At 71.5% G+C, this 22,425-nt stretch carries 19 protein-coding genes; 12 read left to right on the top strand and 7 right to left on the bottom strand.

What is annotated here, in order from left to right; translation table 11 throughout:
* The first annotated feature begins 180 nt into the window (after positions 1 to 180).
* From ACZ4RZ_RS14475 to ACZ4RZ_RS14465, 3 genes are all read left to right on the top strand, one after another.
* A complete protein-coding gene (locus tag ACZ4RZ_RS14475) occupies positions 181 to 4,056 on the top strand; it encodes a Pls/PosA family non-ribosomal peptide synthetase (protein WP_467744596.1) in 3,876 nt (1,291 codons plus the stop codon).
* 77 nt (positions 4,057 to 4,133) lie between these two features.
* Complete coding sequence (locus tag ACZ4RZ_RS14470; protein WP_467744594.1) at positions 4,134 to 5,513, top strand: M1 family metallopeptidase; 1,380 nt, start codon at positions 4,134 to 4,136, stop codon at positions 5,511 to 5,513.
* 22 nt (positions 5,514 to 5,535) lie between these two features.
* Entirely contained in the window at positions 5,536 to 5,913 is a 378-nt protein-coding gene (locus ACZ4RZ_RS14465) for a YchJ family protein (protein WP_467744592.1), read from the top strand.
* A gap of 3 nt (positions 5,914 to 5,916) precedes the next feature.
* Here the strand turns inward: ACZ4RZ_RS14465 and ACZ4RZ_RS14460 are convergent, their stop codons facing one another.
* Positions 5,917 to 6,618: a FadR/GntR family transcriptional regulator gene (locus ACZ4RZ_RS14460; protein ID WP_399096665.1), complete on the bottom strand. Its 702-nt coding sequence runs from the start codon at positions 6,616 to 6,618 to the stop codon at positions 5,917 to 5,919.
* Between the two features lie 130 nt (positions 6,619 to 6,748).
* Here ACZ4RZ_RS14460 and ACZ4RZ_RS14455 point away from each other — a divergent pair, with 130 nt between their 5' ends.
* The 5 genes from ACZ4RZ_RS14455 (at position 6,749) to ACZ4RZ_RS14435 (ending at position 12,561) form a co-directional block, all read left to right on the top strand.
* Positions 6,749 to 7,276, top strand: coding sequence for a gluconokinase (locus ACZ4RZ_RS14455; protein ID WP_467744590.1), 528 nt, complete (start codon positions 6,749 to 6,751; stop codon positions 7,274 to 7,276).
* Between the two features lie 54 nt (positions 7,277 to 7,330).
* Complete coding sequence (locus tag ACZ4RZ_RS14450; RefSeq protein ID WP_467744588.1) at positions 7,331 to 8,728, top strand: GntP family permease; 1,398 nt, start codon at positions 7,331 to 7,333, stop codon at positions 8,726 to 8,728.
* A 10-nt stretch (positions 8,729 to 8,738) separates the two neighbouring features.
* Positions 8,739 to 9,497 carry an SDR family oxidoreductase gene (locus ACZ4RZ_RS14445; RefSeq protein WP_467744587.1) on the top strand — a complete coding sequence of 253 codons (759 nt, stop codon included), beginning with the start codon at positions 8,739 to 8,741 and terminating at the stop codon, positions 9,495 to 9,497.
* A gap of 13 nt (positions 9,498 to 9,510) precedes the next feature.
* Positions 9,511 to 10,536, top strand: a complete 1,026-nt coding sequence (locus ACZ4RZ_RS14440) for an L-idonate 5-dehydrogenase (RefSeq protein ID WP_467744585.1) — start codon at positions 9,511 to 9,513, stop codon at positions 10,534 to 10,536.
* A gap of 378 nt (positions 10,537 to 10,914) precedes the next feature.
* Positions 10,915 to 12,561: an adenosine deaminase family protein gene (locus tag ACZ4RZ_RS14435; RefSeq protein ID WP_467744584.1), complete on the top strand. Its 1,647-nt coding sequence runs from the start codon at positions 10,915 to 10,917 to the stop codon at positions 12,559 to 12,561.
* Between the two features lie 436 nt (positions 12,562 to 12,997).
* Here the strand turns inward: ACZ4RZ_RS14435 and ACZ4RZ_RS14430 are convergent, their stop codons facing one another.
* From ACZ4RZ_RS14430 to ACZ4RZ_RS14410, 5 genes are all read right to left on the bottom strand, one after another.
* Entirely contained in the window at positions 12,998 to 13,633 is a 636-nt protein-coding gene (locus tag ACZ4RZ_RS14430; RefSeq protein ID WP_467744582.1) for a cytochrome b/b6 domain-containing protein, read from the bottom strand.
* Positions 13,617 to 14,348, bottom strand: a complete 732-nt coding sequence (locus ACZ4RZ_RS14425; protein ID WP_467744580.1) for a molybdopterin-dependent oxidoreductase — start codon at positions 14,346 to 14,348, stop codon at positions 13,617 to 13,619. The genes ACZ4RZ_RS14430 and ACZ4RZ_RS14425 overlap by 17 nt, the downstream gene beginning before the upstream one ends.
* Before the next feature lie 242 nt (positions 14,349 to 14,590).
* Complete coding sequence (locus ACZ4RZ_RS14420; protein WP_467744578.1) at positions 14,591 to 16,156, bottom strand: APC family permease; 1,566 nt, start codon at positions 16,154 to 16,156, stop codon at positions 14,591 to 14,593.
* Between the two features lie 71 nt (positions 16,157 to 16,227).
* Complete coding sequence (locus tag ACZ4RZ_RS14415; RefSeq protein WP_467744576.1) at positions 16,228 to 17,178, bottom strand: hypothetical protein; 951 nt, start codon at positions 17,176 to 17,178, stop codon at positions 16,228 to 16,230.
* A gap of 173 nt (positions 17,179 to 17,351) precedes the next feature.
* A complete protein-coding gene (locus ACZ4RZ_RS14410; RefSeq protein ID WP_467744574.1) occupies positions 17,352 to 19,007 on the bottom strand; it encodes an FAD-binding dehydrogenase in 1,656 nt (551 codons plus the stop codon).
* Between the two features lie 311 nt (positions 19,008 to 19,318).
* On the opposite strand from ACZ4RZ_RS14410, the gene ACZ4RZ_RS14405 reads away from it, so the two are divergent.
* On the top strand, positions 19,319 to 20,212 hold the full coding sequence (locus tag ACZ4RZ_RS14405; RefSeq protein WP_467744572.1) for a DMT family transporter: 894 nt from the start codon (positions 19,319 to 19,321) through the stop codon (positions 20,210 to 20,212).
* Between the two features lie 66 nt (positions 20,213 to 20,278).
* Positions 20,279 to 20,836, top strand: a complete 558-nt coding sequence (locus ACZ4RZ_RS14400; protein ID WP_467744570.1) for an NUDIX hydrolase — start codon at positions 20,279 to 20,281, stop codon at positions 20,834 to 20,836.
* Here ACZ4RZ_RS14400 and ACZ4RZ_RS14395 read toward each other — a convergent pair.
* On the bottom strand, positions 20,818 to 21,606 hold the full coding sequence (locus tag ACZ4RZ_RS14395) for a hypothetical protein (protein WP_467744569.1): 789 nt from the start codon (positions 21,604 to 21,606) through the stop codon (positions 20,818 to 20,820). The genes ACZ4RZ_RS14400 and ACZ4RZ_RS14395 overlap by 19 nt on opposite strands.
* Before the next feature lie 65 nt (positions 21,607 to 21,671).
* Between ACZ4RZ_RS14395 and ACZ4RZ_RS14390 the strand changes: the two genes are divergently transcribed.
* A complete protein-coding gene (locus ACZ4RZ_RS14390) occupies positions 21,672 to 22,064 on the top strand; it encodes a YidH family protein (protein WP_467744567.1) in 393 nt (130 codons plus the stop codon).
* Positions 22,061 to 22,387, top strand: coding sequence for a DUF202 domain-containing protein (locus ACZ4RZ_RS14385; protein ID WP_467744565.1), 327 nt, complete (start codon positions 22,061 to 22,063; stop codon positions 22,385 to 22,387). The genes ACZ4RZ_RS14390 and ACZ4RZ_RS14385 overlap by 4 nt, the downstream gene beginning before the upstream one ends.
* Positions 22,388 to 22,425 lie beyond the last annotated feature (38 nt).

The following is a 22,425-nucleotide window of genomic DNA, read 5'->3' as shown; positions in this document are numbered from 1 at the left end:
ACTGCGGAACCGGTGGTTCCGGTGCCCCGGGAGGCCTCCTCGCATGGCTGACGACCAGGTACGCGGTTAGCGTCGTACTAAAATTTCACGCTTGTTTGGAGCTGGACCGGAATATCCCCAGGCATACCTGCGGGCCCACCAGCGTCCCGGACGCTCCGGGAAACAACACGTGAGGACCCGATGGCAGCCCTCGAGCAAGGCCCCGCACTCGCGCTGTTCGACGAGGAGGTGCGCGCGGAGTTCGGCGACCCCGCACGCTTCTCCGCCTCCTCCGCCGCCTCGCCCCGCACCCTCGTCGACATCCTCGACGCCTCCGTCCGGGCGTACCCCGAAGAGCCCGCGCTGGACGACGGGCACCGCTGTCTCACCTACCGTGCCCTGGTCGTCGAGGTCGAGGCCCTGCGGCGGCGGCTGAGCGCCGCCGGGGTCGGCCTCGGCGACCGGGTCGGTGTCCGGGTCCCCTCCGGCACCAACGAGCTGTACGTCGCGATCCTCGCCGTACTGGCCGCCGGCGCCGCCTATGTGCCGGTGGACGCCGAGGACCCGGACGAGCGGGCCGAGCTGGTGTTCGGCGAGGCGCAGGTGCGCGCGGTCGTCGGGGCCGGGCACGAGCTGACCGTCAACGGCCGGTCGCAGGCTCCCGCCGCGCGGCCCGGTGCCGAGCACGACGCGTGGATCATCTTCACCTCCGGATCCACGGGCAAGCCCAAGGGCGTCGCCGTCAGTCACCGCAGCGCCGCCGCGTTCGTGGACGCCGAGGCCGAGCTGTTCCTGACCGAGGACCCGATCGGGCCCGGTGACCGGGTCATGGCAGGGCTTTCCGTCGCCTTCGACGCCTCCTGCGAGGAGATGTGGCTGGCCTGGCGCTACGGCGCCTGTCTGGTACCCGTGCCGCGTGCGCAGGTCCGCAGCGGCGCGGACCTCGGGCCCTGGCTGGTCGAGCAGGAGATCACCGTCGTCTCCACCGTGCCCACGCTCGCCGCCCTGTGGGAGCCCGAGACGCTCAACGAGGTCCGGCTGCTGATCTTCGGCGGTGAGGCCTGCCCGCCCGAGCTGGTCCAGCGGCTGGTGACCGAGGGCCGCGAGGTGTGGAACACCTACGGGCCCACCGAGGCCACCGTCGTCGCCTGTGCCTCTCTCATGACCGGCGAGGAGCCGATCCGGATCGGCCTGCCGCTGAACGGCTGGGAGCTGGCCGTGGTCGACGAGACCGGCGAGCCCGTGGCCATGGGCGACAGCGGCCAGCTCGTGATCGGCGGGGTCGGGCTCGCCCGGTATCTCGACGCCGAGAAGGACGCGGAGAAGTACGCGCCGCTGGAGTCGCTGGGCTGGGAGCGGGCGTACCGCAGCGGTGACCTGGTCAAGGCCGAGCCGGAGGGGCTGATCTTCCTCGGGCGGGCCGACGAGCAGATCAAGCTCGGCGGGCGCCGGATCGAGCTCGGTGAGGTGGACGCGGCCCTGCAGGCCCTGCCCGGAGTCGCCGGCGCCGCCGCCGCGGTGCGCACCGCCCGCGGCGGCAACCAGTTGCTCGTCGGCTATGTGGTGACCCAGGACGGCTGGGACCCGGCCACCGCCGTGGAGAAGCTGCGCGCCGAGCTGCCCGCCGCCCTGGTCCCGCTGCTCGCCCCGGTCGAGGACCTGCCGACCCGGACGTCCGGCAAGGTGGACCGCAACGCGCTGCCCTGGCCGCTGGAGGGCCTGGAGACCGGCGGCGCGAAGGAACAGCTCTACGGCACCGAGGCCTGGCTCGCCGAGCAGTGGAGCGAGGTGCTCGGCATCCCCGTCGCGGGTGCCTCCGACGACTTCTTCGCGATCGGCGGCAGCAGCCTCGCCGCCGCCCAGCTCACGACCAAGCTGCGCACCCGCTATCCGAGCGCGGCGGTCCTGGACATCTACCAGCAGCCCGTCCTGCGCAAGCTGGCCCGGCACCTGGAGAAGTCCGCGCAGGACGACGGCGCCGAGCGGATCGTCGCGCCGGTCCCGCTGCGCACCAAGGCGACCCAGCTGCTCCTGCTGATCCCGCTGTTCACACTGCTCGGGCTGCGCTGGACCGTGGCGCTGGCCGCGCTCGGGAACGTACTGCACTGGTTCGGGCCGTATCCGTGGGCGCCGAGCGCGTCGTGGTGGCTCGTCGCCGCCGGTGGGCTCGTCTTCTTCAGCCCGCCGGGGCGGCTCGCGATCGCGGCGGGCGGGGCGCGGCTGCTGCTGCGGGGCGTGAAGCCCGGGCGCCACCCCCGCGGTGGAAGCGTCCACCTCCGGCTCTGGACGGCCGAGCGGATCGCCGAATTCAGCGGCGCGACCTCGCTCACCGGTTCCTGGCTGGAGAGGTACGCCCGCGCCTTGGGCGCCAAGGTCGGCCAGGACGTGGACCTGCACTCGCTGCCGCCGGTGACCGGCATGCTCAAGCTCGGCCGGGGTGCGGCTGTCGAGTCCGAGGTGGACCTGTCGGGGCACTGGCTGGACGGTGACCGGCTGGAGATCGGCCCGGTCAAGGTGGGCGCGCACGCGGTGGTCGGCACGCGCAGCCTGCTCTTCCCCGGTGCGCGCGTGGGCAAGCGGGCCGAGGTGGCCCCCGGTTCCGCCGTGGCGGGACACATTCCGACCGGGCAGCGCTGGGCCGGAGCGCCCGCGGGCAAACTCGGCAAGGCGAAGCGCGCGTGGCCCAAGGAGCGGCCGCAGCGCGGCACGTACTGGCGGGCGATGTACGGCGCGACCGGGTTCGCCCTGACCGCGCTGCCCCTGCTGGCGGGCGTCGCCGCGCTGCTCGTGGCGCATGTGTTCGTGAGCGCGGACGCCGGGCTCGGCGCGGCCCTGCGCGGTGCCGCGCTCGCCCTGGTGCCGGCGACGCTTGCCTTCGGTCTCGCGTACGCGCTGCTGCTCCTGGTCGCCGTACGCCTGCTGAGCCTGAGGCTGCGGGAGGGCACGCATCCGACGCACAGCCGGATCGGCTGGCAGGCCTGGACGGTCACCCAGCTGATGGACCGCTCCCGGGAGACGCTGTTCCCGCTGTACGCCGGGCTGATCACCCCGGTGTGGCTGCGGCTGCTCGGCATGAAGATCGGGCGGGGCGCCGAGGTCTCCACCGTCCTCGCACTGCCCAGCCTCACCACCGTGGGTGAGGGTGCCTTCCTCGCGGACGACACGTTGACCGCGCCGTACGAGCTCGGTGGCGGCTGGATGCGGATCGGGCGGGCCGAGATCGGCCGCCGGGCGTTCCTCGGCAACTCCGGGATGACCGCGCCCGGCCGCAGCGTGCCGGACGGCGGTCTGGTCGGCGTGCTGTCGGCGACGCCGAAGAAGGCGAAGAAGGGCAGTTCGTATCTGGGGCTGCCGCCGGTGAAACTGCCGCGTTCGACGCAGGACGGCGACCAGAGCCGTACGTACGACCCGCCCGCGCACCTGCTGTGGGCGCGGGGCCTGGTGGAGCTGTGCCGGATCGTGCCGGTGTTCTGCTCGGCGGCACTGGCCGTACTGACGGTGGCCTCGCTCAGTGCGCTGGGGGCGTGGGCCTGGGCGCTGTCCGGGGTGGTGCTGCTCGCCGTGGGCGCGGTCGCCTGCCTCGTCTCCATCGTGGCGAAGTGGCTGCTCGTGGGCCGGCACCGGAGCGGTGAGCACCCGCTGTGGAGCGGATTCGTGTGGCGCAACGAGCTCGCGGACACGTTCGTCGAGGTCGTCGCCGTGCCGTGGCTGGCCGGATCCGTGCCCGGTACGCCGCTGATGACGGCGTGGCTGCGCGGGCTCGGCGCCCGCATCGGCCGGGGCACCTGGGTCGAGAGCTACTGGCTGCCCGAGACCGACCTGGTCACGCTGGAGGACGCGGCGACGGTGAACCGGGGCTGTGTCCTGCAGACCCACCTCTTCCACGACCGGATCTTGCGGACGGATACTGTAGTTCTCCGTGAGGGCGCCACCCTGGGCCCGGGCGGAATCGTCCTGCCCGGCAGCACCGTCGGGGCCCGCTCCACCCTGGGTCCCGCGTCGCTGGTGATGGCGGCGGAGTCCGTTCCCGACGACACCCGCTGGCTGGGCAACCCGATCGAGGCATGGCGTTCATAGAAAACATGACCGGATCGGATACGAAGGGCGGTACAGCGGCACGTCGTACGAGCACAGGGCAGGGAGCAGTCGCAGCGGTGAGCGTTCAGCAGACAGTGGGATCGGACCCGTACTTCCCGGCCAACGGTGATCCCCGCTACCGGGTGCACCGGTACGAGCTCGCGCTGGACTACCGCCCCGGCCCGAACCGGCTCTCCGGCACCGCGCGGCTCAACGCCATAGCCGGCCGGGCGCCGCTCACCGAATTCCAGCTGAACCTGGCCGACTTCCGGATAGGCCGGGTCCGCGTCGACGGCAAGGCGCCGCACTACACGCACCGCGGCGGCAGGCTGCGCGTCCGCCCGGCGAAGCCGATCCGGGCCGGTGCCGCCTTCACCATCGAGGTGCACTGGTCGGGCAACCCGAAGCCGGTCAACAGCCCCTGGGGCGGGCTCGGTTGGGAGGAGCTGGAGGACGGGGCGCTGGTGGCGAGCCAGCCGACCGGGGCGCCCTCCTGGTACCCGTGCAACGACCGCCCGGCCGACAAGGCCTCGTACCAGATCTCGATCACCACCCCCTCCGCCTACTCGGTGGTGGCGGGCGGGCGGCTGCTGACGCGTACGACGAAGGCTTCCACGACCACCTGGGTGTATGAACAGGCCGCGCCGACGTCCAGCTATCTGGTCGGGCTGTCGATCGGGAAGTACCAGACGGTGCTGCTCGGCGACCCGGGTCTCGGCGGCGTACCGCAGTCCGGTCATCTGCCCGCGCATCTGCTCTCGGAGTTCTCCCGGGACTTCGCGCGGCAGCCCGCGATGATGGAGCTGTTCGAGAACCTCTTCGGGCCGTATCCCTTCGGCGAGTACGCGGTGGTCGTGACGGAGGAGGAACTCGACGTCCCCGTCGAGGCACAGGGGTTGTCGCTGTTCGGCGCCAACCACGTGGACGGGGCGCGGGGGTCGGAGCGGCTGATCGCGCACGAGCTGGCGCACCAGTGGTTCGGCAACAGCGTCTCCATCGCGGACTGGCGGCACATCTGGCTGAACGAGGGCTTCGCGAAGTACGCGGAGTGGCTGTGGTCGGAGCGGTCCGGCGGCCGCACGGCGCAGCAGCTGGCCGCCGCGGCGCACCGGAAGCTGTCCGCGCAGCCGCAGGACCTGGTCCTGTCCGACCCGGGCCGCAAGCTGATGTTCGACGACCGGCTCTACGAGCGCGGCGGTCTCACGCTGCACGCGCTGCGCTGCGCGATGGAGGACGACGCCTTCTTCCGCATGCTGCGCGGCTGGGCCACCCTGCACCGGGGCGGAGCGGTCACCACGACGGCCTTCACCGCGTACGCCGCCCGCTACGCGGCGGAGCCCCTGGACGACGTGTTCGCGGCCTGGCTGTACGAGTCCGCCCTCCCTCCGCTGCCGACGCTCGCCACGCCGGTCCCCGCCCGGCCCACCTACCCGCCGACGAACGCCGACTCGGCCTAGTGCCTCGGCAAGAATGGCCATCATGACCAGTCGTTCCTGCGCCTGCGGGCTTCCCGAGCCGTACGCGAAGTGCTGCGGGCGCTTCCACCGCGGCGAGGCCGCGGCGCCGACCGCCGAGGCCCTGATGCGGTCGCGGTACTGCGCCTTCGTGAAGGAGGAGGAGGAGTATCTGCTGCGGACCTGGCATCCGCGGACACGGCCGGCGCGGGTGGAGTTCGACCCCGGGATGCGGTGGACGGGGCTGGAGATTCTCGGTACGAGTCAGGGGTCGGCGTTCCACTCCGTGGGAACCGTGACCTTCCGGGCCTCCTACCGGGGCGGCTCGCTGCACGAGCGCAGCCGCTTCGAGCGGGTCGGCGGGGCATGGGTGTACGTGGACGGGGACTTCCTCGACCAGTAGGGCCTACGGCGCCAGGATGTCCAGCTCCTGGAGCGCGCCGACCGTGATCTCGCGGGTGAGCTCCTCGGCGCGGGCCGCGTCGCCTTCCCGTACGGCCTCCGCGACCTGGACGTGCAGGGTGACGGCAGCGGGGTCGGGATCCTCGAACATGACCTCGTGGTGCGTACGGCCCGCCAGGACCTCCGCGACGACGTCACCGAGACGGGCGAACATCTCGTTGCCCGAGGCGTTGAGAATCACCCGGTGGAAGGCGACGTCGTGGACGAGATACGCCTCCAGCTGGTGCCCGCGTGACGTGGCGACCATGCCCAGGGCGCACTCGGTGAGTTCGGCGCACTGCTCGGCCGTGGCGTGCCGGGCGGCCAGGCCCGCGGCGATCGGCTCGACGGCGGAGCGCAGCACGGTGAGCGAACGCAGCTGGTGAGGGCGGTCGGCGCCGGCCAGCCGCCACCGGATCACCTGAGGGTCGTACACGTTCCACTCGGACTTGGGGCGGACCGTGACGCCGACGCGGCGGCGGGACTCGACGAGGTGCATGGACTCGAGCACCCTGACCGCCTCGCGCATCACCGAGCGTGACACCTCGAAGCGCTGCGCGAGTTCGTCTGTGCGCAGCACGCTGCCGGGCGGGTACTCGCCCGCCGTGATCGCCGGCCCGAGGGTTTCCAGTACATGTCCGTGCAGCCCCCGGCCCCGTGTGGTCATGAGGTCAGCGTACGAGGCCATCACTGTGAACAAAAAGTCAGACTTATACGTCACAGACTCTTGAATTCGTCGTACCTAATGAGTTTCAGTGTCGTCGACATCAGATGTCGATGAAGACAGCGAGAGCACGATGCAGCTGACGCGTACCCCCCATGTCGTCGTGGTCATGGGCGTGGCAGGAACCGGCAAGACCACCATCGGTCCCCTGCTCGCGGCCCGGCTCGGCGTTCCGTACGCCGAGGGCGACGACTTCCACCCGCAGGCCAACATCGCCAAGATGACGGCCGGCACACCCCTGACCGACGAGGACCGCTGGCCGTGGCTGGACGCCATCGGCGCCTGGGCGCACGAGCGGGCCGGACTCGGCGGAGTGGTCAGCAGCTCGGCGCTGAAGCGCAGTTACCGGGACCGGCTGCGGGCGGCGGCACCCGGAGTCGTGTTCGTGCACCTCACCGGTGACCGCAAGCTCATCGAGGACCGGATGTCGCACCGCCAGGGGCACTTCATGCCGACGGCGCTCCTGGACTCCCAGTTCGCCACCCTGCAGCCGCTGGAGGCGGACGAGACGGGTGTCGCCGTGGACGTGTCGGGCGAGCCCGCAGAGATCACCGAGCGGGCCGTGGCCGCGCTCCAGGGTCTCGCCCAGCCCTCGCAGTAACCCTTCGCCGTACCCCTGTCCCCCTTCCTACCTTTCTCAAGCAAGGGATCAACCGTGACCAGACTCAGCGTCGAGATGCTGGCAGCGGACGCCGTCGAGCCGATCACCTCCGCGGGGCATGCCCAGTTGGGCATCGCCGTGCTGGCCGGCATCGCCGTCATCGTCCTGCTCATCACCAAGTTCAAGCTGCACGCATTCCTGGCCCTGACCATCGGCTCGCTCGCCCTCGGCGCGTTCGCCGGGGCACCGCTCGACAAAACCATCACCAGCTTCACGACCGGACTCGGGGCGACCGTCGCCGGCGTGGGTGTCCTGATCGCGCTGGGCGCGATCCTCGGCAGACTGCTCGCCGACTCCGGCGGCGCCGACCAGATCGTCGACACGATCCTCGCCAAGGCGGGCGGGCGCGCCATGCCGTGGGCGATGGTCCTGATCGCCTCCGTGATCGGTCTGCCGCTGTTCTTCGAGGTCGGCATCGTGCTGCTGATCCCGGTGGTCCTGATGGTCGCCAAGCGCGGCAACTACTCCCTGATGCGCATCGGCATCCCGGCGCTCGCGGGTCTGTCCGTGATGCACGGCCTGATCCCGCCGCACCCCGGTCCGCTGGTCGCGATCGACGCGGTCAAGGCCAACCTCGGCCTCACGCTCGCGCTCGGTGTCCTGGTCGCCATCCCGACGGTGATCATCGCGGGCCCGGTCTTCTCCCGGTACGCGGCCCGCTGGGTGGACGTCCCCGCCCCCGACCGCATGATCCCGACCCGCGCCTCCGAGGACCTGGAGAAGCGCCCCGGCTTCGGCGCCACCCTCGCCACCATGCTGCTGCCGGTCGTGCTGATGCTGGCCAAGGCGCTGGTGGACATCATCGTCGACGACCCGACGGACATGACTCAGCGCGTCTTCGACATCGTCGGCGCTCCGCTGATCGCGCTGCTCGCGGCCGTGATCGTGGGCATGTTCACCCTGGGCCGGGCGGCCGGCTTCACCAAGGAGCGTCTCTCGACGACCGTCGAGAAGTCGCTCGCCCCGATCGCCGGCATCCTGCTGATCGTCGGCGCCGGCGGCGGCTTCAAGCAGACCCTGATCGACTCCGGCGTGGGCCAGATGATCCTGGACATATCCAAGGACTGGTCGATCCCCGCGCTGCTGCTCGCCTGGCTGATCGCGGTGGCCATCCGGCTCGCCACCGGTTCGGCGACCGTCGCGACCATCTCGGCGGCCGGTCTCGTCGCGCCCCTCGCGGCCGACATGTCGACCGCGCACACCTCGCTCCTCGTCCTGGCGATCGGCGCGGGCTCGCTCTTCTTCAGCCACGTGAACGACGCGGGCTTCTGGCTGGTCAAGGAGTACTTCGGCCTGAACGTCGGCCAGACCATCAAGACCTGGTCGGTGATGGAGACGATCATCTCGGTGGTCGCCGGAGGACTGGTCCTGCTGCTGTCCCTCGTGATCTAGGAGTAGCCAGATGAGTCACCCGCTCTTCGACATCAGCGGCCGTACGGCTCTCGTCACCGGCTCCAGCCGCGGCATCGGGCTCGCGCTGGCGCGCGGTCTCGCGGAGGCCGGCTGCACGGTCGTTCTCAACGGGCGCGACGCCGAACGGCTCACCAAGGCCGCCTCGGAGCTGCCCGGTGACGTCCACACCGCGGTGTTCGACGTCACCGACGGGCCCTCGGTGGCCGCCGGTATAGCGGACGTCGAGGAGCGGGTGGGCCCGCTCGACATCCTTGTCAACAATGCGGGCATGCAACTGCGCGCCCCGCTCCTGGAGTTCACGGACACGGACTGGCACCGGATCCTGAACACCAACCTGACGAGCGCGTTCCTGGTGGGCCGCGAGGCCGCACGGCGGATGACCGAACGCGGCCACGGCAAGATCGTCAACATCTGCTCGCTGCAGAGCGAGGTCGTCCGCCCGGGCATCGCCCCCTACGCGGCCACCAAGGGCGCACTGAAGATGCTCACCAAGGGCATGTGCGCGGACTGGGGCCCGCACGGCGTGCAGGTCAACGGGCTCGGCCCCGGCTACATCGAGACCGAGCTCACCAGACCCCTCGTGGACGACGAGGAGTTCAGCGCCTGGGTGCGGCGGCGTACCCCGGCCGGGCGGTGGGGGCGTACCGACGACCTGGTCGGCGGCGTGCTCTTCCTCGCCTCCCCCGCGGCGGACTTCGTCAGCGGGCAGGTGCTGTACGTCGACGGCGGCATGACGAGTGTGCTCTGAAAGGGAGTCGGCGATGCTCGCTTGCGTGATCCACGGCCAGGGCGACCTGCGGGTCGACGAACTGCCCGTGCCCTCCCCCGGCCCCGGCCAGGCCCTCGTCGCCGTCCGGTACGGCGGGGTGTGCGGGTCCGATCTGCACTACTGGCGGCACGGCGGGGTCGGGGACTTCCGGCTGCGGGAGCCGATGGTGCTGGGCCACGAGGTCGTCGGGACGGTGGTCTCGTACGGTGACGGAGCCTCAGGTCCCGTGCCGGGTACGGCCGTTGCCGTGCACCCGGCCACTCCGTGCGGGGTCTGCCCCGAGTGCGTCGACGGCCGCGCCAATGTGTGCCGTGACACCCGGTACCTGGGCAGCGCGGCGCGCACGCCGCATGTCCAGGGCGGATTCGCGGCCCAAGTCGTGGTCCCGGACGGTCAGTTGCGGGCGTTGCCCGCGGGCCTGGACCTTCAGCGGGCCGCGCTCGCCGAGCCACTGTCCGTCGCGCTGCACGCGGTGCGGCGGGCCGGAGCCGTGGCCGGCCGCCATGTGCTGGTGACGGGGGCCGGGCCCATCGGCTGCCTCGTGGTGGCCGCCGCGAAGGCCGCGGGCGCCGCTCGGGTCACGGTCACGGATCTGCTGCCGCGGGCGCTGTCGTACGCCGTCTCGGCCGGCGCGGACGCGGTCGTACGGGCGGATGATCCCGCCGATCGCTCCTGGCCCGGCGAGGTCGACGTCGCCATCGAGGCGTCCGGTGTCGCCGCGGGTCTCGACACCTGCCTCCGCCTCGTGCGGCGCGGCGGTGTTGTCGTGCAGCTGGGCATGCTGCCGCCCGGGCAGAGCCCGTTCGCGGGGAACCTGGTGGTGAGCCGGGAGATCGAGCTGCGGGGCGCGTTCCGCTTCGACGGGGAGTTCGACGATGCGTTGGCGCTGCTCGCGGGGGAGCCTCGCTTCGACGAGTTGATCAGTGCGGTGGTGCCGCTCGGGGAGGCGGAGGCGGCGTTCGCCTTGGCGGCGGACCGGAGCCGCTCGTGCAAGGTACTGCTGGATTTCGGGGTGTAGTTCGCCCCCCTCCGCCCCTGCCCGTCCCGACCTGGGGCTTCGCCCTCCACCGGCTCCGGAGTCAACCCCGCAAGGACTTCCGGAGCCGACCACTGAGCCTCCGTCGGCCCTGGTGGGCGGCTGACGGAGCGTCGGCGGTGGGCGGCTCCGAAGTCGTTACGCAGACAACGCCCTATTATCTGCGCCAGCTTGATTCGTCGCCTGCGGTGACGTTCTCCGGCCGCTACATGAAACGGCCCTGTTGTCTGCGGCAAGGGGGAAACGGTGCCCACCGTCGTGCAGTTGGCGACCGGACCGGCGGGCACACGGCAGCCGGATGCGTCGCCCGGGTGACAAGCGGTATGTCGGACATTCACGCCGCAGCCCGACTGCCGGAGGATGATCACCATGCCTCTCTCAGTCCTGTCTTTCGCGCGGCGCCGCACCACCCGGCTCGCGCCGGTCCTGAGCGCCGCACTGGCGCTCGCCCTGACACCCACTCAGCTGTCCCAGGCCGCGGAGAAGGACGCGAGCGTACCCACTCGCGCCGAGGCCGGCGTCTCGGCGTACCTGAAAGGCGTGCGCGACCGCCCCGAGGCGCTGGCCGCCTTCTTCAGGGCTCTGCCCAAGGGTGCAGACCTCCACAACCACCTTTCGGGCGCGGCGACCACCGAGCTGCTGTTGAGACTCGCTGTCGAGGCCGGCTACTGCATCGACAGGACCACCCTCACCGCGAGCGCGCCGCCCTGCACGGGGAACACCCGCCCGGCGGCCGACACCGCCACCGACCCCGGTTTCCGGCGTCAGGTCATCCGCGCCTGGTCCATGCAGGACTTCACGCCCGGTCAGGGCGAGAGCAGCCACGACCACTTCTTCGCCACATTCGGAAAGTTCGGCGCGGTCAGCGGACTCCATCCCGGACGGCTGCTGGCCCAGGTCTCCACCTCGGCCGCGAATCAGCACCAGTTCTACCTCGAGACCATGCTGACCCCCGCCTACTCCGCCGCTGCCGCCCTTGCCGCCAAGGTCGGGTACGACAGTGACCTGAGTCGGCTGCGCGACAAGCTGCTGGCCGACGGCGGCATGGACGCCGTCGTCCAGCAGGCGATGAGCAAGACGGACTCGATGCTCGAGGAGTTCCGTACCGCCGCGCACTGCGACACCGACCGCCCCGACGCCGGGTGCGCGCTGCCGGTGCGGTTCATCTCCCAGGTGTCGCGAGGCGGACCGCCCGAGTTGGTTTTCACCCAGATGCTGCTCGGCGTGGAACTGGCCCGGCGCGACCCCCGCTTCGTCTCGCTGAACCTCGTGCAACCCGAGGACGGTCCGGTGGCGCTCGCCGACTACCGTCTGCAGATGCGCGTGCTGAACTACCTGCGCGGTGTGTATCCCGACGTTCCCCTCACCGTGCACGCGGGAGAGCTTGTCCCCGGCCTGGTCAAGCCCGAGGACTTGCGCTTCCACGTGCGCGACGCCGTGCTCACCGCCCGCACCGACCGCATCGGCCACGGCGTCGACATCCGCCACGAGGACGACTCCCGGGAACTGCTGCGCCTGATGGCCCGGCGGCATGTGCTGGTTGAGGTCCCGCTCACCAGCAACGCGCAGATCCTGGGCGTCACGGGCCCGGCTCATCCCTTCCCGCTGTACCGGAGATACGGCGTCCCGGTCGCCCTGGCCACCGACGACCCCGGCGTCGAGCGGACCGACATCAGCCGCGAGTACCAGCGGGCCGCGCTGACCTACCAGCTGGACTACCGGGCTCTGAAGGACTTGGCCCGCACTTCCGTGGAGTACGGCTTCCTGAAGGGCCGCAGCCTGTGGCGCGACCGCGACGGCTACCAGGTCGTCCCGGAGTGCGCCCGAGACCGCCTCGGCGACCCCGCCCCCGGCAAGCGCTGCGCCCAGTTCCTCGCGTCCACTGCCAAGGGCGCGGTGGAGTGGAAGCAGGAGGACGCTTTCCGCGCCTTCGAATGGAAATTCGGCGCCAGGGCGCCAAGGACCGCGTCCCGCACCGCCAACGCGCTCGTCGAAGCCACACGATGATCCGGCACCGACAAGACTGACGAGCAGGTCTCCCCTGACGCATCGTCCGGGAACTCCCCCGGCCGGAGTGGTTCGCGGGCGTATCCGTACGGGACAGGCCGGGGCGTCTCTCCTCCCGGCCCGGCCTTCCCCGTGATGGCTGACGCCCCATGGCACCTCCCGCCCAAAGCCTCTCCACGGCGCCCACTTCCCGCCGACTGTGGGCCGCACCGGTCACCGGCCTCGACCGTTCGGCGAAATGAGGGCCGCCTCCGGCACACCTGCCGCCCGGCCGGGGCACCCCATCTTCCGAGCGTGGGCGCCCAGGCCGTACGTGCCGGGGGTTCGGGCGGTCTGGTGTGAGGGAACCGCCTTCACCCCAGGCAGGGGCCTATCCGCTGCTTCGCGCCGCGTTCGATGTCTGGCCAGGTGAGGAGGGCGCCGCAGCGCCGCGCGGCTAAGGCCGCCACAGTGGATGCTCGCTCTCTGCCCACTCCCGGCTCACCGACCCCGTCCGCAGCCCCTCCCGGGCCTCCGGATCGCCCAGCGCCATGCCGATGTGGCCCGCGAGGACGATGCCGATCGTCAGAGCCAGCCAGTCGTGCACGAAGGTCGCGCTGGTGCGCCACATCAGAGGTGTGAGGTGGGTGAACCACATCAGCAGGCCGGTGCCCAGCATCACCAGCGAGGCCCCGGCGATCCAGGCCGCGTAGATCTTCTGCCCCGCGTTGAACTTGCCCGCCGGGCGGGACTCCGGGCTCTTGTCGCGCCGCAGCGCCGCGCGCAGCCATACCCGGTCGTGCGGCCCGAAGCGGTTCAGGAAGCCCAGGTCGGCGCGGAAGGCGCGGGAGGCCAGGCCCGCCAGGACGGGCACCGGGAGGATCACGCCCGCCACTTCATGGATCCTGACCACGAGCTCGCGTCGGCCGACGAGTTCGGCGAGCTGGGGGATGTAGAGGCAGGCCGCGGTGGCCACACACACGCCCATCAGCAGGGCGGTCACACGGTGCACCCAGTACTCGGCGCGGCTGAAGCGCCGCACCCGGGCGGAGCGCGGGGACACGGCCGGGGTGTCGTCAACTCGTGGGTGCATCGTCGCGTCCGTTCGAGCGGCCGACCCACGCGTCCACGTCGTAGCCCCGGTCCTCCCAGTAACCGGGACGGACGTCCTCGGTGACGGTGATGCCGGAGAGCCACTTGGCGGACTTGTAGAAGTACATGGGGGCTACGTAGAGGCGGACGGGGCCGCCGTGGTTGTGGCCGAGGGGCTTGTCCTGCATGCGGAGGGCCACCAGGACGTCGGCGCGGCGGGCCTGCCGCAGCGTGAGGCTCTCCGTGTACGTCCCGTCGAAGCAGGTGAACCGGATCGCCCCGGCCGAGGAGCGCACTCCCGCGGCGTCCAGCAACCGGGACAGGCGTACGCCCTCGAAGGGTGTGCCCGGCACCCGCCAGCCCGTGACGCACTGGACGTCGTGCACGAGGCGGGTCTGGGGCAGGGCTCGCAGTTCGGCGAGAGTGTAGGACCTGGGGTGGTCGACCAGGCCGTCGATGGTGAGGCGGTAGTTCGTCTCGTTCTTGTGCGGGACGGAGGACGCCACCGAGTAGTAGCGGAAGCCGCCGCCGTTGGGCAGCAGACCGGTGAGGCCCGTGGGATCCTTCTCGGAGGCGCCGGCGAGGAAGGACTCGAGGCCGCGCTGGAGCGGGGGCGCGGCGATCACGCCGAGCGCGCCGAGCCCGAGCGTGCCGAGCAGCACCCGTCGGCCGATCGGCGCTCCGCGCTCCTCGGGCCGCTCCGGACCCGTGTCCACGGGCCGCTCCGGACTCCGGCCCTTCGGAGTCAGCTCCTTTGGCCGGTTGGGACTTCGCTCTCCGGGTCGCTCCCGGGCGCGCTCGTCGGATCGCTCCGGTTCGCGCTCCTCGGGCTGTTCAGGGTTCACACACTGATTCGAGCACCCGCGACCCCCAAAAGGCCAGCGTCGGCGGGTGCCCGTCAGCGTTCCGTAATCACTTCTTACGTGCCGTTCGTCAAGCGTGCTCCAGGCAGGCCGCTTCAGGACGCGGACTCGGCCGCCTTGTCCAGCTGGAACGCCTCGTTGCCGAGCCCGATCCGGGCGTGCGCCCCGGGCTTGCGGGCGCGCAGCACCAGGCCCTGGATCACGCCTGTGACCAGAGCGGCCCCGATGATGGCGGGCAGCAGCCAGCTCAGCGAGGAGTCGGGGCCCGCACCGACGAGGACGTCGAAGTCCTTGACGGTGTAGACCGCGATGACCAGCAGCGCGACGCCCGCGACGGCGGACGCGGCAAGGCGCCAGGCCTGGGGCCGCGCGGCGCCCCGGCGGACGAAGAAGACGATGACGGAGAGCGAGGCGGCCGCCATCAGCACGATGACGCCGAGCGCGCCGATGTTGCCGCCCCAGGTGAACAGGTGCAGCACGGGTGCGGTGGGGTCGCCGGTCGGCTTGTCGTCGGCGACCGCGAAGGCGATCACGAACACCAGGGACACGGCGGTCTGCAGCAGCGAGCCGGTGCCGGGGGCGCCGCTGGTGCCGGTCGTCCGCCCGAAGGAAGCGGGCAGCAGTCCTTCGCGGCCCATGGCGAAGGCGTACCGCGCGACGACGTTGTGGAAGCTGAGCATCGCCGCGAACATGCCGGTCACGAACAGGACGTGCAACACGTCCGTGAAGGTGCCGCCGAGCCGCGATTCGGTGAGGAAGAAGAGCAGGCCCGCGCTCTGCTTCTGGGAGGCGCCGACGATCCCCGAGGGGCCGGTGGCCACGGTGAGCGCCCAGCAGCTGAGCGCGAAGAACACGGCGACACCGGCGACGGCGAGGAACATCACGCGCGGCACGAGGATGTGCGGGCGGCTGGTCTCCTCGGCATACACGGGGGCCTGCTCGAAGCCGAGGAAGGCGGCGATGCAGAAGCAGAGCGCGGTGCCGACGCCGGCGCCGGTGAGGGTGTCCGGGTTGAAGGCGTGCAGCGACAGGCCCTCCTTCGCCGGGTCGGCGACCGCGGCGATGTCGAAGATGACGACGAGGGCCACCTCGATGACCAGCAGGACACCGAGCACGCGCGCGTTGACGTCGATCTTCAGCCAGCCGAGCGCGCCGACGACGAGCACGGCCACCAACGCCGGTATCCACCAGGCGATCTCGAGGTCCAGGTAGGTGGAGAACAGCCCGGACACCTCGAAGCCGAAGATGCCGTAGATGCCGACCTGGAGGGAGTTGTACGCGACGAGGGCGACCAGCGCCGCGCCCGCGCCGGCGGTGCCGCCGAGGCCGCGTGAGATGTACGCGTAGAAGGCGCCCGCGTTGTGGACGTGCCGGCTCATCTCGGCGTACCCGACGCTGAAGAGCACGAGGACGACGCCGAGGATGACGAAGAGCAGCGGCTGGCCGACGATGCCCATCACCGCGAATGTGGTGGGCATGACACCCGCGACCACCATGAGCGGGGCGGTCGCCGCGAGGACGGACAGCAGCAGACCGCCCGTGCCCAGCCGGTCGGCGTGCAGCGCGCGCTCCTGTCCCTTGAAGGTACTGATGCCGCCGCCGTCGGCGGCCGGTCTGCCCGTGTTCGACGTACTCGATGTGCTCGAACTGCCCGTCGTCATCGCGGGGTTGTCCTTTCGGATGTTCGGATCTCGGGGGTGGTCGGGAGTCTGGATTGATCGCGCGTGGTCGTTCACACCGTGCCGAGCGCGCTGTCGCGGGCGGCACGGAAGGCGTTGTACGGGTCGCGGTCCGGGTACGACCACGGCGCCGGGGTGGCGTGCTCTCCGATGCGGTGGAACAGGGCGGCGGCCTCGGCGCCCCGGCCCTCGCAGAACTTGGCGTGGGCGAGGAAGTTGAGGTCGACGAAGCGGCGCGGGTGGTCGTCGCGCTCCCACTCCAGCCACCAGTCGAAGGCGGCCTTCATCACCTGGCGGGCCCGGCGGCCGACCCAGTGCCCGGAGGCGACCGGATCGCCGGGCTCACCGCCGGCGGTGGCGAGCACGCGGTAGCGCTCGGCGTGCGCGACGACCGGGAGGATGGCGAGCGGCGAGTCGGCGGGGGCCTGCTCGGCGGCCCAGTTGGCGAAGTCGTACACCTCGTGCAACGGGTCCTGGCCCGCTTCGACGCGACGTTCGGCGAGCCGGGCGACCATCAGGTGGTGGGCGTGGTGGTGATCGGGGTAGCGGTGGCGCACCTCGTCGAAGAGCCGGACCACGTCGTCCTCGGCGCCGAGTGAGCGTTCCAGGACGAGCAGGCCGAGCCAGGGGGTGGGGTCGGCGGGCGCGAGTGCCGCGGCGGCGTGGCAGGCCTCGCGGGCGCGCTCCGGGCGTTCCTTGCCCTTCAGGGCACGCTGGACGGCGGCGCAGCCGAGAAGTACGGCGGCGTCGGCGGACTCCGGTTCGGCGAGCTGCCAGTCGCGGGCCCAGGCGAGCGCGGCGGACTCCTGCGCGAGGACGGTGACGCGATGGCCACGCCGATCCCAGTCGTCGCCGGTGGCGGCCAGCAGTGCGCGGACCGCGATCCATCGCCCCTGGTTCAACGAGGCGCGCGCGGCGGCGAGTCCGGCGTCGTCGAGCACGGCGTCGAAGGCCTGGGCAGCGCGCTTGCGACCGCGGCCGAGGGGAGGCGGGGGTGGTGACACCGCGAGTCTTCCTCACAGGCGCGGCTCGTCAGGGGTCGATCACGCACAGCAAACCCGCAGCCATGGGTTTTCGTCAAGGGCCGACCGATTCGCTACACGTGTCAACTCCCCTTGCGAGCCGCGGAGTTGAACCCGCGACCCGCCACGCCGACGGGGATGCATGACGCCTGGGCTCAGCCCACCGCCTTGGCCGCCGCCCGCCCCGCCGTACGCCCGGAGAACAGGCAGCCGCCCAGGAACGTACCTTCGAGGGACCGGTAGCCGTGCACCCCGCCGCCGCCGAACCCAGCGGCCTCTCCGGCGGCATACACACCCTCCAGCGGATCGCCGCCCTCGGTCAGCACACGCGAGGAGAGGTCGGTTTCCAGCCCGCCGAGGGTCTTGCGGGTGAGGATGTTGAGACGGACGGCGATCAGCGGGCCCGCCTTGGGGTCGAGGATGCGGTGCGGGGACGCGGTACGGATCAGCTTGTCGCCGAGGAACTTGCGGGCCCCGTGCATCGCGGTCACCTGAAGGTCCTTGGTGAACGGGTTGGCGATCTCCCGGTCGCGCGCGACGATCACCCGGCGCAGCTCCGCCTCCTCGATGAGCGGCTCCTTGGTGAGCGCGTTCATCCCCCGTACGAGCGCGCCGAGGTCCTTCTCGACGACGAAGTCCACTCCGTTGTCCATGAACGCCTTGACCGGCCCCGGCACATCGGCGCGCGCCCGCCCGATGACGCCCTTGACGGACTTCCCCGTGAGGTCGGGGTTCTGCTCCGAGCCGGAGAGCGCGAACTCCTTGCCGATGATCTTCTGGTCGAGCACGAACCAGGTGTAGTCGTACCCGGTCCTCATGATGTGTTCGAGCGTGCCGAGCGTGTCGAAGCCGGGGAACAGCGGCACCGGCAGCCGGTTGCCGCGCGCGTCGAGCCAGAGGGAGGACGGGCCGGGGAGGATGCGGATGCCGTGGTTGGCCCAGATGGGGTTCCAGTTCTGGATGCCCTCGGTGTAGTGCCACATGCGGTCGCGGTTGATGAGGCGGGCGCCCGCCTCCTCGGCGATCCCGAGCATCCTGCCGTCGACGTGCGCGGGGACGCCGGAGATCATCCGCTCGGGCGGAGTGCCCAGCCGCTCGGGCCAGTTGGCCCGCACGAGGTCGTGGTCGCCGCCGATGCCGCCCGACGTGACGATCACCGCCTGGGCCCTGAGCTCGAAGGCACCGGTGACCGCGCGGCTGCTGGCCTGACCGCGCTCGATGCCGGACGGCTCCAGGATCTCGCCGGTGACCGTGTCGACGGATCCCGCGCTGCGCGAGAGGCCGGTGACGCGGTGGCGGAACTTCAACTGCACGAGGCCGCGGGCGACGCCGGCCCGCACCCGCCGCTCGAAGGGCGCGACCAGGCCCGGCCCGGTCCCCCAGGTGATGTGGAAGCGGGGCACCGAGTTCCCGTGCCCAGTGGCGTCGTAACCGCCACGCTCGGCCCAGCCCACCACCGGGAAGAAGCGCACGCCCTGCCGGTGCAGCCAGGAACGCTTCTCACCGGCCGCGAAGTCGACGTACGCCTCCGCCCATTGACGCGGCCAGTGGTCCTCGGGCCGGTCGAAGGCGGCCGTGCCCATCCAGTCCTGGAGGGCGAGCGCGTGGCTGTCCTTGATCCGCAGGCGGCGCTGCTCGGGCGAGTCGACGAAGAAGAGCCCGCCGAAGGACCAGTGCGCCTGGCCGCCGATCGACTGCTCCGGCTCCTGGTCGAGGAGGATCACCTTGCGGCCCGCGTCGACGAGCTCCGCGGTCGCCGCGAGCCCCGCGAGGCCCGCTCCGATCACGATCACATCTGCGTCGTAGGCCATGGGCCCGTCCTCTCGGCATTCCGACTGGTCGGATCGGTGTTGTCATGAGGGACCCTCACCAAGTTCCCCATGGGGGTGGTCATGAGGTTTGTCACGAACCGATCGGCACCGTCGCCGGTTGATGAGACATTGGTGGTGGTTGACCGCGCTGGTCGGCCACACCTTGTTACTGATCGGTCAGATCCTTCGGCAAGAAGAGTGACCGAGTCAACTGCCTGGTTCCGGGTACTCCTGGGGGCAGGCCCCGGCCCTTGGCACTACAGTCGGCGGATACGCAACCGTGGCCCGCCTGACGTCTCGAGGTACACAGCGTGTCGGTTCTCGTTCTGATCCTTGCCGTGAGCGCGGCCTGCTGTTTGGGCTTCGGCTTCGTGCTCCAGCAGAACGCCGCCTCGCACGCGCCACTGAGCGACTTCCTCTCCCCCCGTCTGCTGCTCGACCTGATCCGGGTCCCCCGGTGGCTGGGCGGCATCGGGCTCATGGTGTGCGGCATGGTCCTCGGCGCGATCGCCCTGGGCAAGGGCGAGATCTCCCTGGTGGAACCGCTCCTCGCGACGAACCTGCTCTTCGCGCTCGCGCTCTCCCGCCACCAGACCAAGCAGGCGCTGGGGCGGCAGGGCTGGACCGGGCTCGTGCTGCTCGCGGGCGGCGTCACCGCGTTCATCGTGGCGGGTCAGCCGCAGGGCGGCGACGCCGTCACCAATCCGCTTCGGCACTGGCTGATCATCGGGATCATGGTCGGCCTGGCGCTGCTGCTCACCACCTACGCCAAGCGGTCCCGGCTGAGCTCCGGGCCCGTACTGCTCTCACTGGCCGCGGGGCTGCTGTACGGCGTCCAGGACGCGCTCACCCGGGTCAGCGGGCAGCGGTTCGGCGCCGGCGGCTGGAGCGAACTGCTCACCGGCTGGCAGCCGTACGCGGTGCTGGCGCTCGGCGTCACGGGTCTGGTGCTGGTCCAGAGCGCCTTCGAGACGGCACCGCTGCGGATGTCACTGCCCGCGCTCACCGCGGCCCAGCCGCTGGCCGGGATCGTCTGCGGGGTGGGTTTTCTCGGCGATCAGCTCCGCATGGACGTGGGGGCGCTCGCCTGGCAGGCGGCGGGGCTCGCGTCCATCGTGGTGGGGATCGTGCTGCTCGGGCTGCATCCGGCGATGCCGGCCGGGACCGCGGAGGCGGAGCCGTCGCGGGATCTTCAACGGCATTGAGGCTGCCGGTCCCGGTGGCCGGGGCGGTGCCGCTCGCGTGGGGCTCGGGGCTGCTTGGATGGGGGCATGAGCGTGGATGGGGATGCGGGCACGAGCGCGGCCGGGGGCACGAGTGCCGCCGACGAGATCCTCGACATCGTCGACCAGAACGACCAGGTCATCGGGCAGTCCCCACGCGGGGAGGCGTATGCGCGTGGGCTGCGCCACCGGTGTGTGTTCATTCAGGCCCGGGATGCCGGGGGCCGCGTCTTCGTCCATCGCCGGACGCCCACGAAGCTGGTCTTCCCCTCCCTCTACGACATGTTCGTCGGCGGAGTCGTCGGGGCGGGTGAGTCCTACGACGACGCGGCGCTCCGCGAGGCCGAGGAGGAACTCGGCGTCTCCGGGCTGCCCCGGCCCGTCCCCCTCTTCAAGTTCCTGTACGACAACGGTGCCGGTCAGAGCTGGTGGTCGGCCGTGTACGAGGTGCGCTGCGAGCTCCCGGTGAACCCTCAGGTCGAGGAGGTCGCCTGGCACGACTTCCTCCCCGAGGAGGAGGTGGAGCGGCGGCTGGGCGAGTGGACCTGGGTGCCGGACGGCCTGGCCGCGTACGAGCGGCTGAGGGACTACCGGGCGACGGACTGATCCACCGGGCACCGGCCACCCGCGAGCGCGTCGGCCAGGGCCCGCTCCTGGTCCGCGGTGATGCGCGGCCCGAGCTCCACGGTTCTGGGGCTGTGGCGACCGTCGCACACCGCCGGCAGGCCGGGTCGGTCCCTGCTGCCGCTGAGCGGGCTCTGTCCCCGCACCGTCCAGGTGGGGCCGTCCCAGAACGGATGGTCCAGAAACCGCTCCGCCACCTCGGCCGCCGCGTCCCCGGACACCCCGACCGCCGTGAGCGCGCCCGCGATGCGCTCCACCGGCTCGTCCACCGGCACGTCCGCGTCGCCGAACGCCGGGAGCAGCAGGAGCAGCCGCAGGTCGGGGTCGCGTATGCCCTCGGTGTCCGCCGGGGCGGAGTCGGCGACGGCGACCAGCTCGGGCCAGGACAGCCCTGGCCCATGGAAGTGACCCTCGATCGAGGCGAGGTGGCCGTGCGAGCGCCAGTCGGGGTGAGTGATCAGATAGCTGGTGCCGGGGTCGTCCGGGAGGTTGCTGTGCACGATCCACAGGAGGTGCCCGCCGGCCATCGGTATGCGGTACGCCGGCCAGACCTCCGTCGCGTCGTACAGCGCCTCGGCGGCCGCGTCGACGTCCGCCGCGTCCGCGCCGAACAGCTCGGGCTCGCCCGCGAACTCGTCCCAGGTCGGGGCGTAGTACGCCGGCCAGAACCCGGGCAGACCGAGCAGGTGCTCCGCGGGGGCGATGCCGTACCCGGACAGCGCGTACGAAGCCAGTGACGTGGGAACATCCATGGCCCGAACCGTAACGGGCGGCACTGACAACGTCCCGTGCCAGGCGCCCCGGTAGGGTCCTGCATGTGATCGAACTCGTGCGGAATGTCCGGCTGTGGTTCGCGCCCCAGGCGGTCCGGGAGGAGGGCGGAACGCCCGACTACCGGTTCTCGTTGGCGAACGAGCGGACCTTCCTGGCCTGGCTGCGCACCGCTCTCGCCCTGATCGGCGGCGGCTTCGCGGTGGACCAGTTCCTGCCCGATCTCCGCTGGGGCTGGCGCGTCGGTCTGGCCCTGGCCCTGCTGGGTGCGGGCGTGCTCTGCTCGCTGCGCGCCGTCAATCACTGGATCCGCTGCGAGCAGGCGATGCGCAGAGGTGAAGACCTGCCGGTGTCCCGCTTCCCGGCCTTGCTGAGCATCGCCGTCGCGATCGTCGCCGTCGCGATGGTCGTCGTCGTACTCGCCGGCTGGGCAGGTTGACCGAGCCCACCCGGGAACGCGACCCGGGCCTGCAGCCGGAACGCACGCGGCTCGCGTGGCGCCGTACGACCCTCTCCAGCACCGTCGCCGCCGTGCTCGCCACGAAGACCGCCCTGCACGGCGGCCGCTCGGTGGCCGGCGTCGTCGCCTGCGCCGTCTGCTGCGCGCTCTGGCTGGGCTTCCTGGCCCTCGCCCACCGTCGTATCCGTGTGCTCGCGGCATCCGGCACGGACGGCCCCCCGGCGCTCACCCCCCGCCACGCGACAGCGGCGACCCTCTGCACCGTCGCGCTGGCCGTATGCGCGGCGGCACTCGTGTTCTGAGGGCGGCCCGGGGTTCGGTCCGCTTCTGAGGATGGGCC

This window comes from Streptomyces sp. NPDC027189, assembly GCF_055566975.1.
The sequence above is the reverse complement of the archived record's forward strand: the minus strand, read 5'-3'. Positions and strand labels throughout refer to the sequence as shown.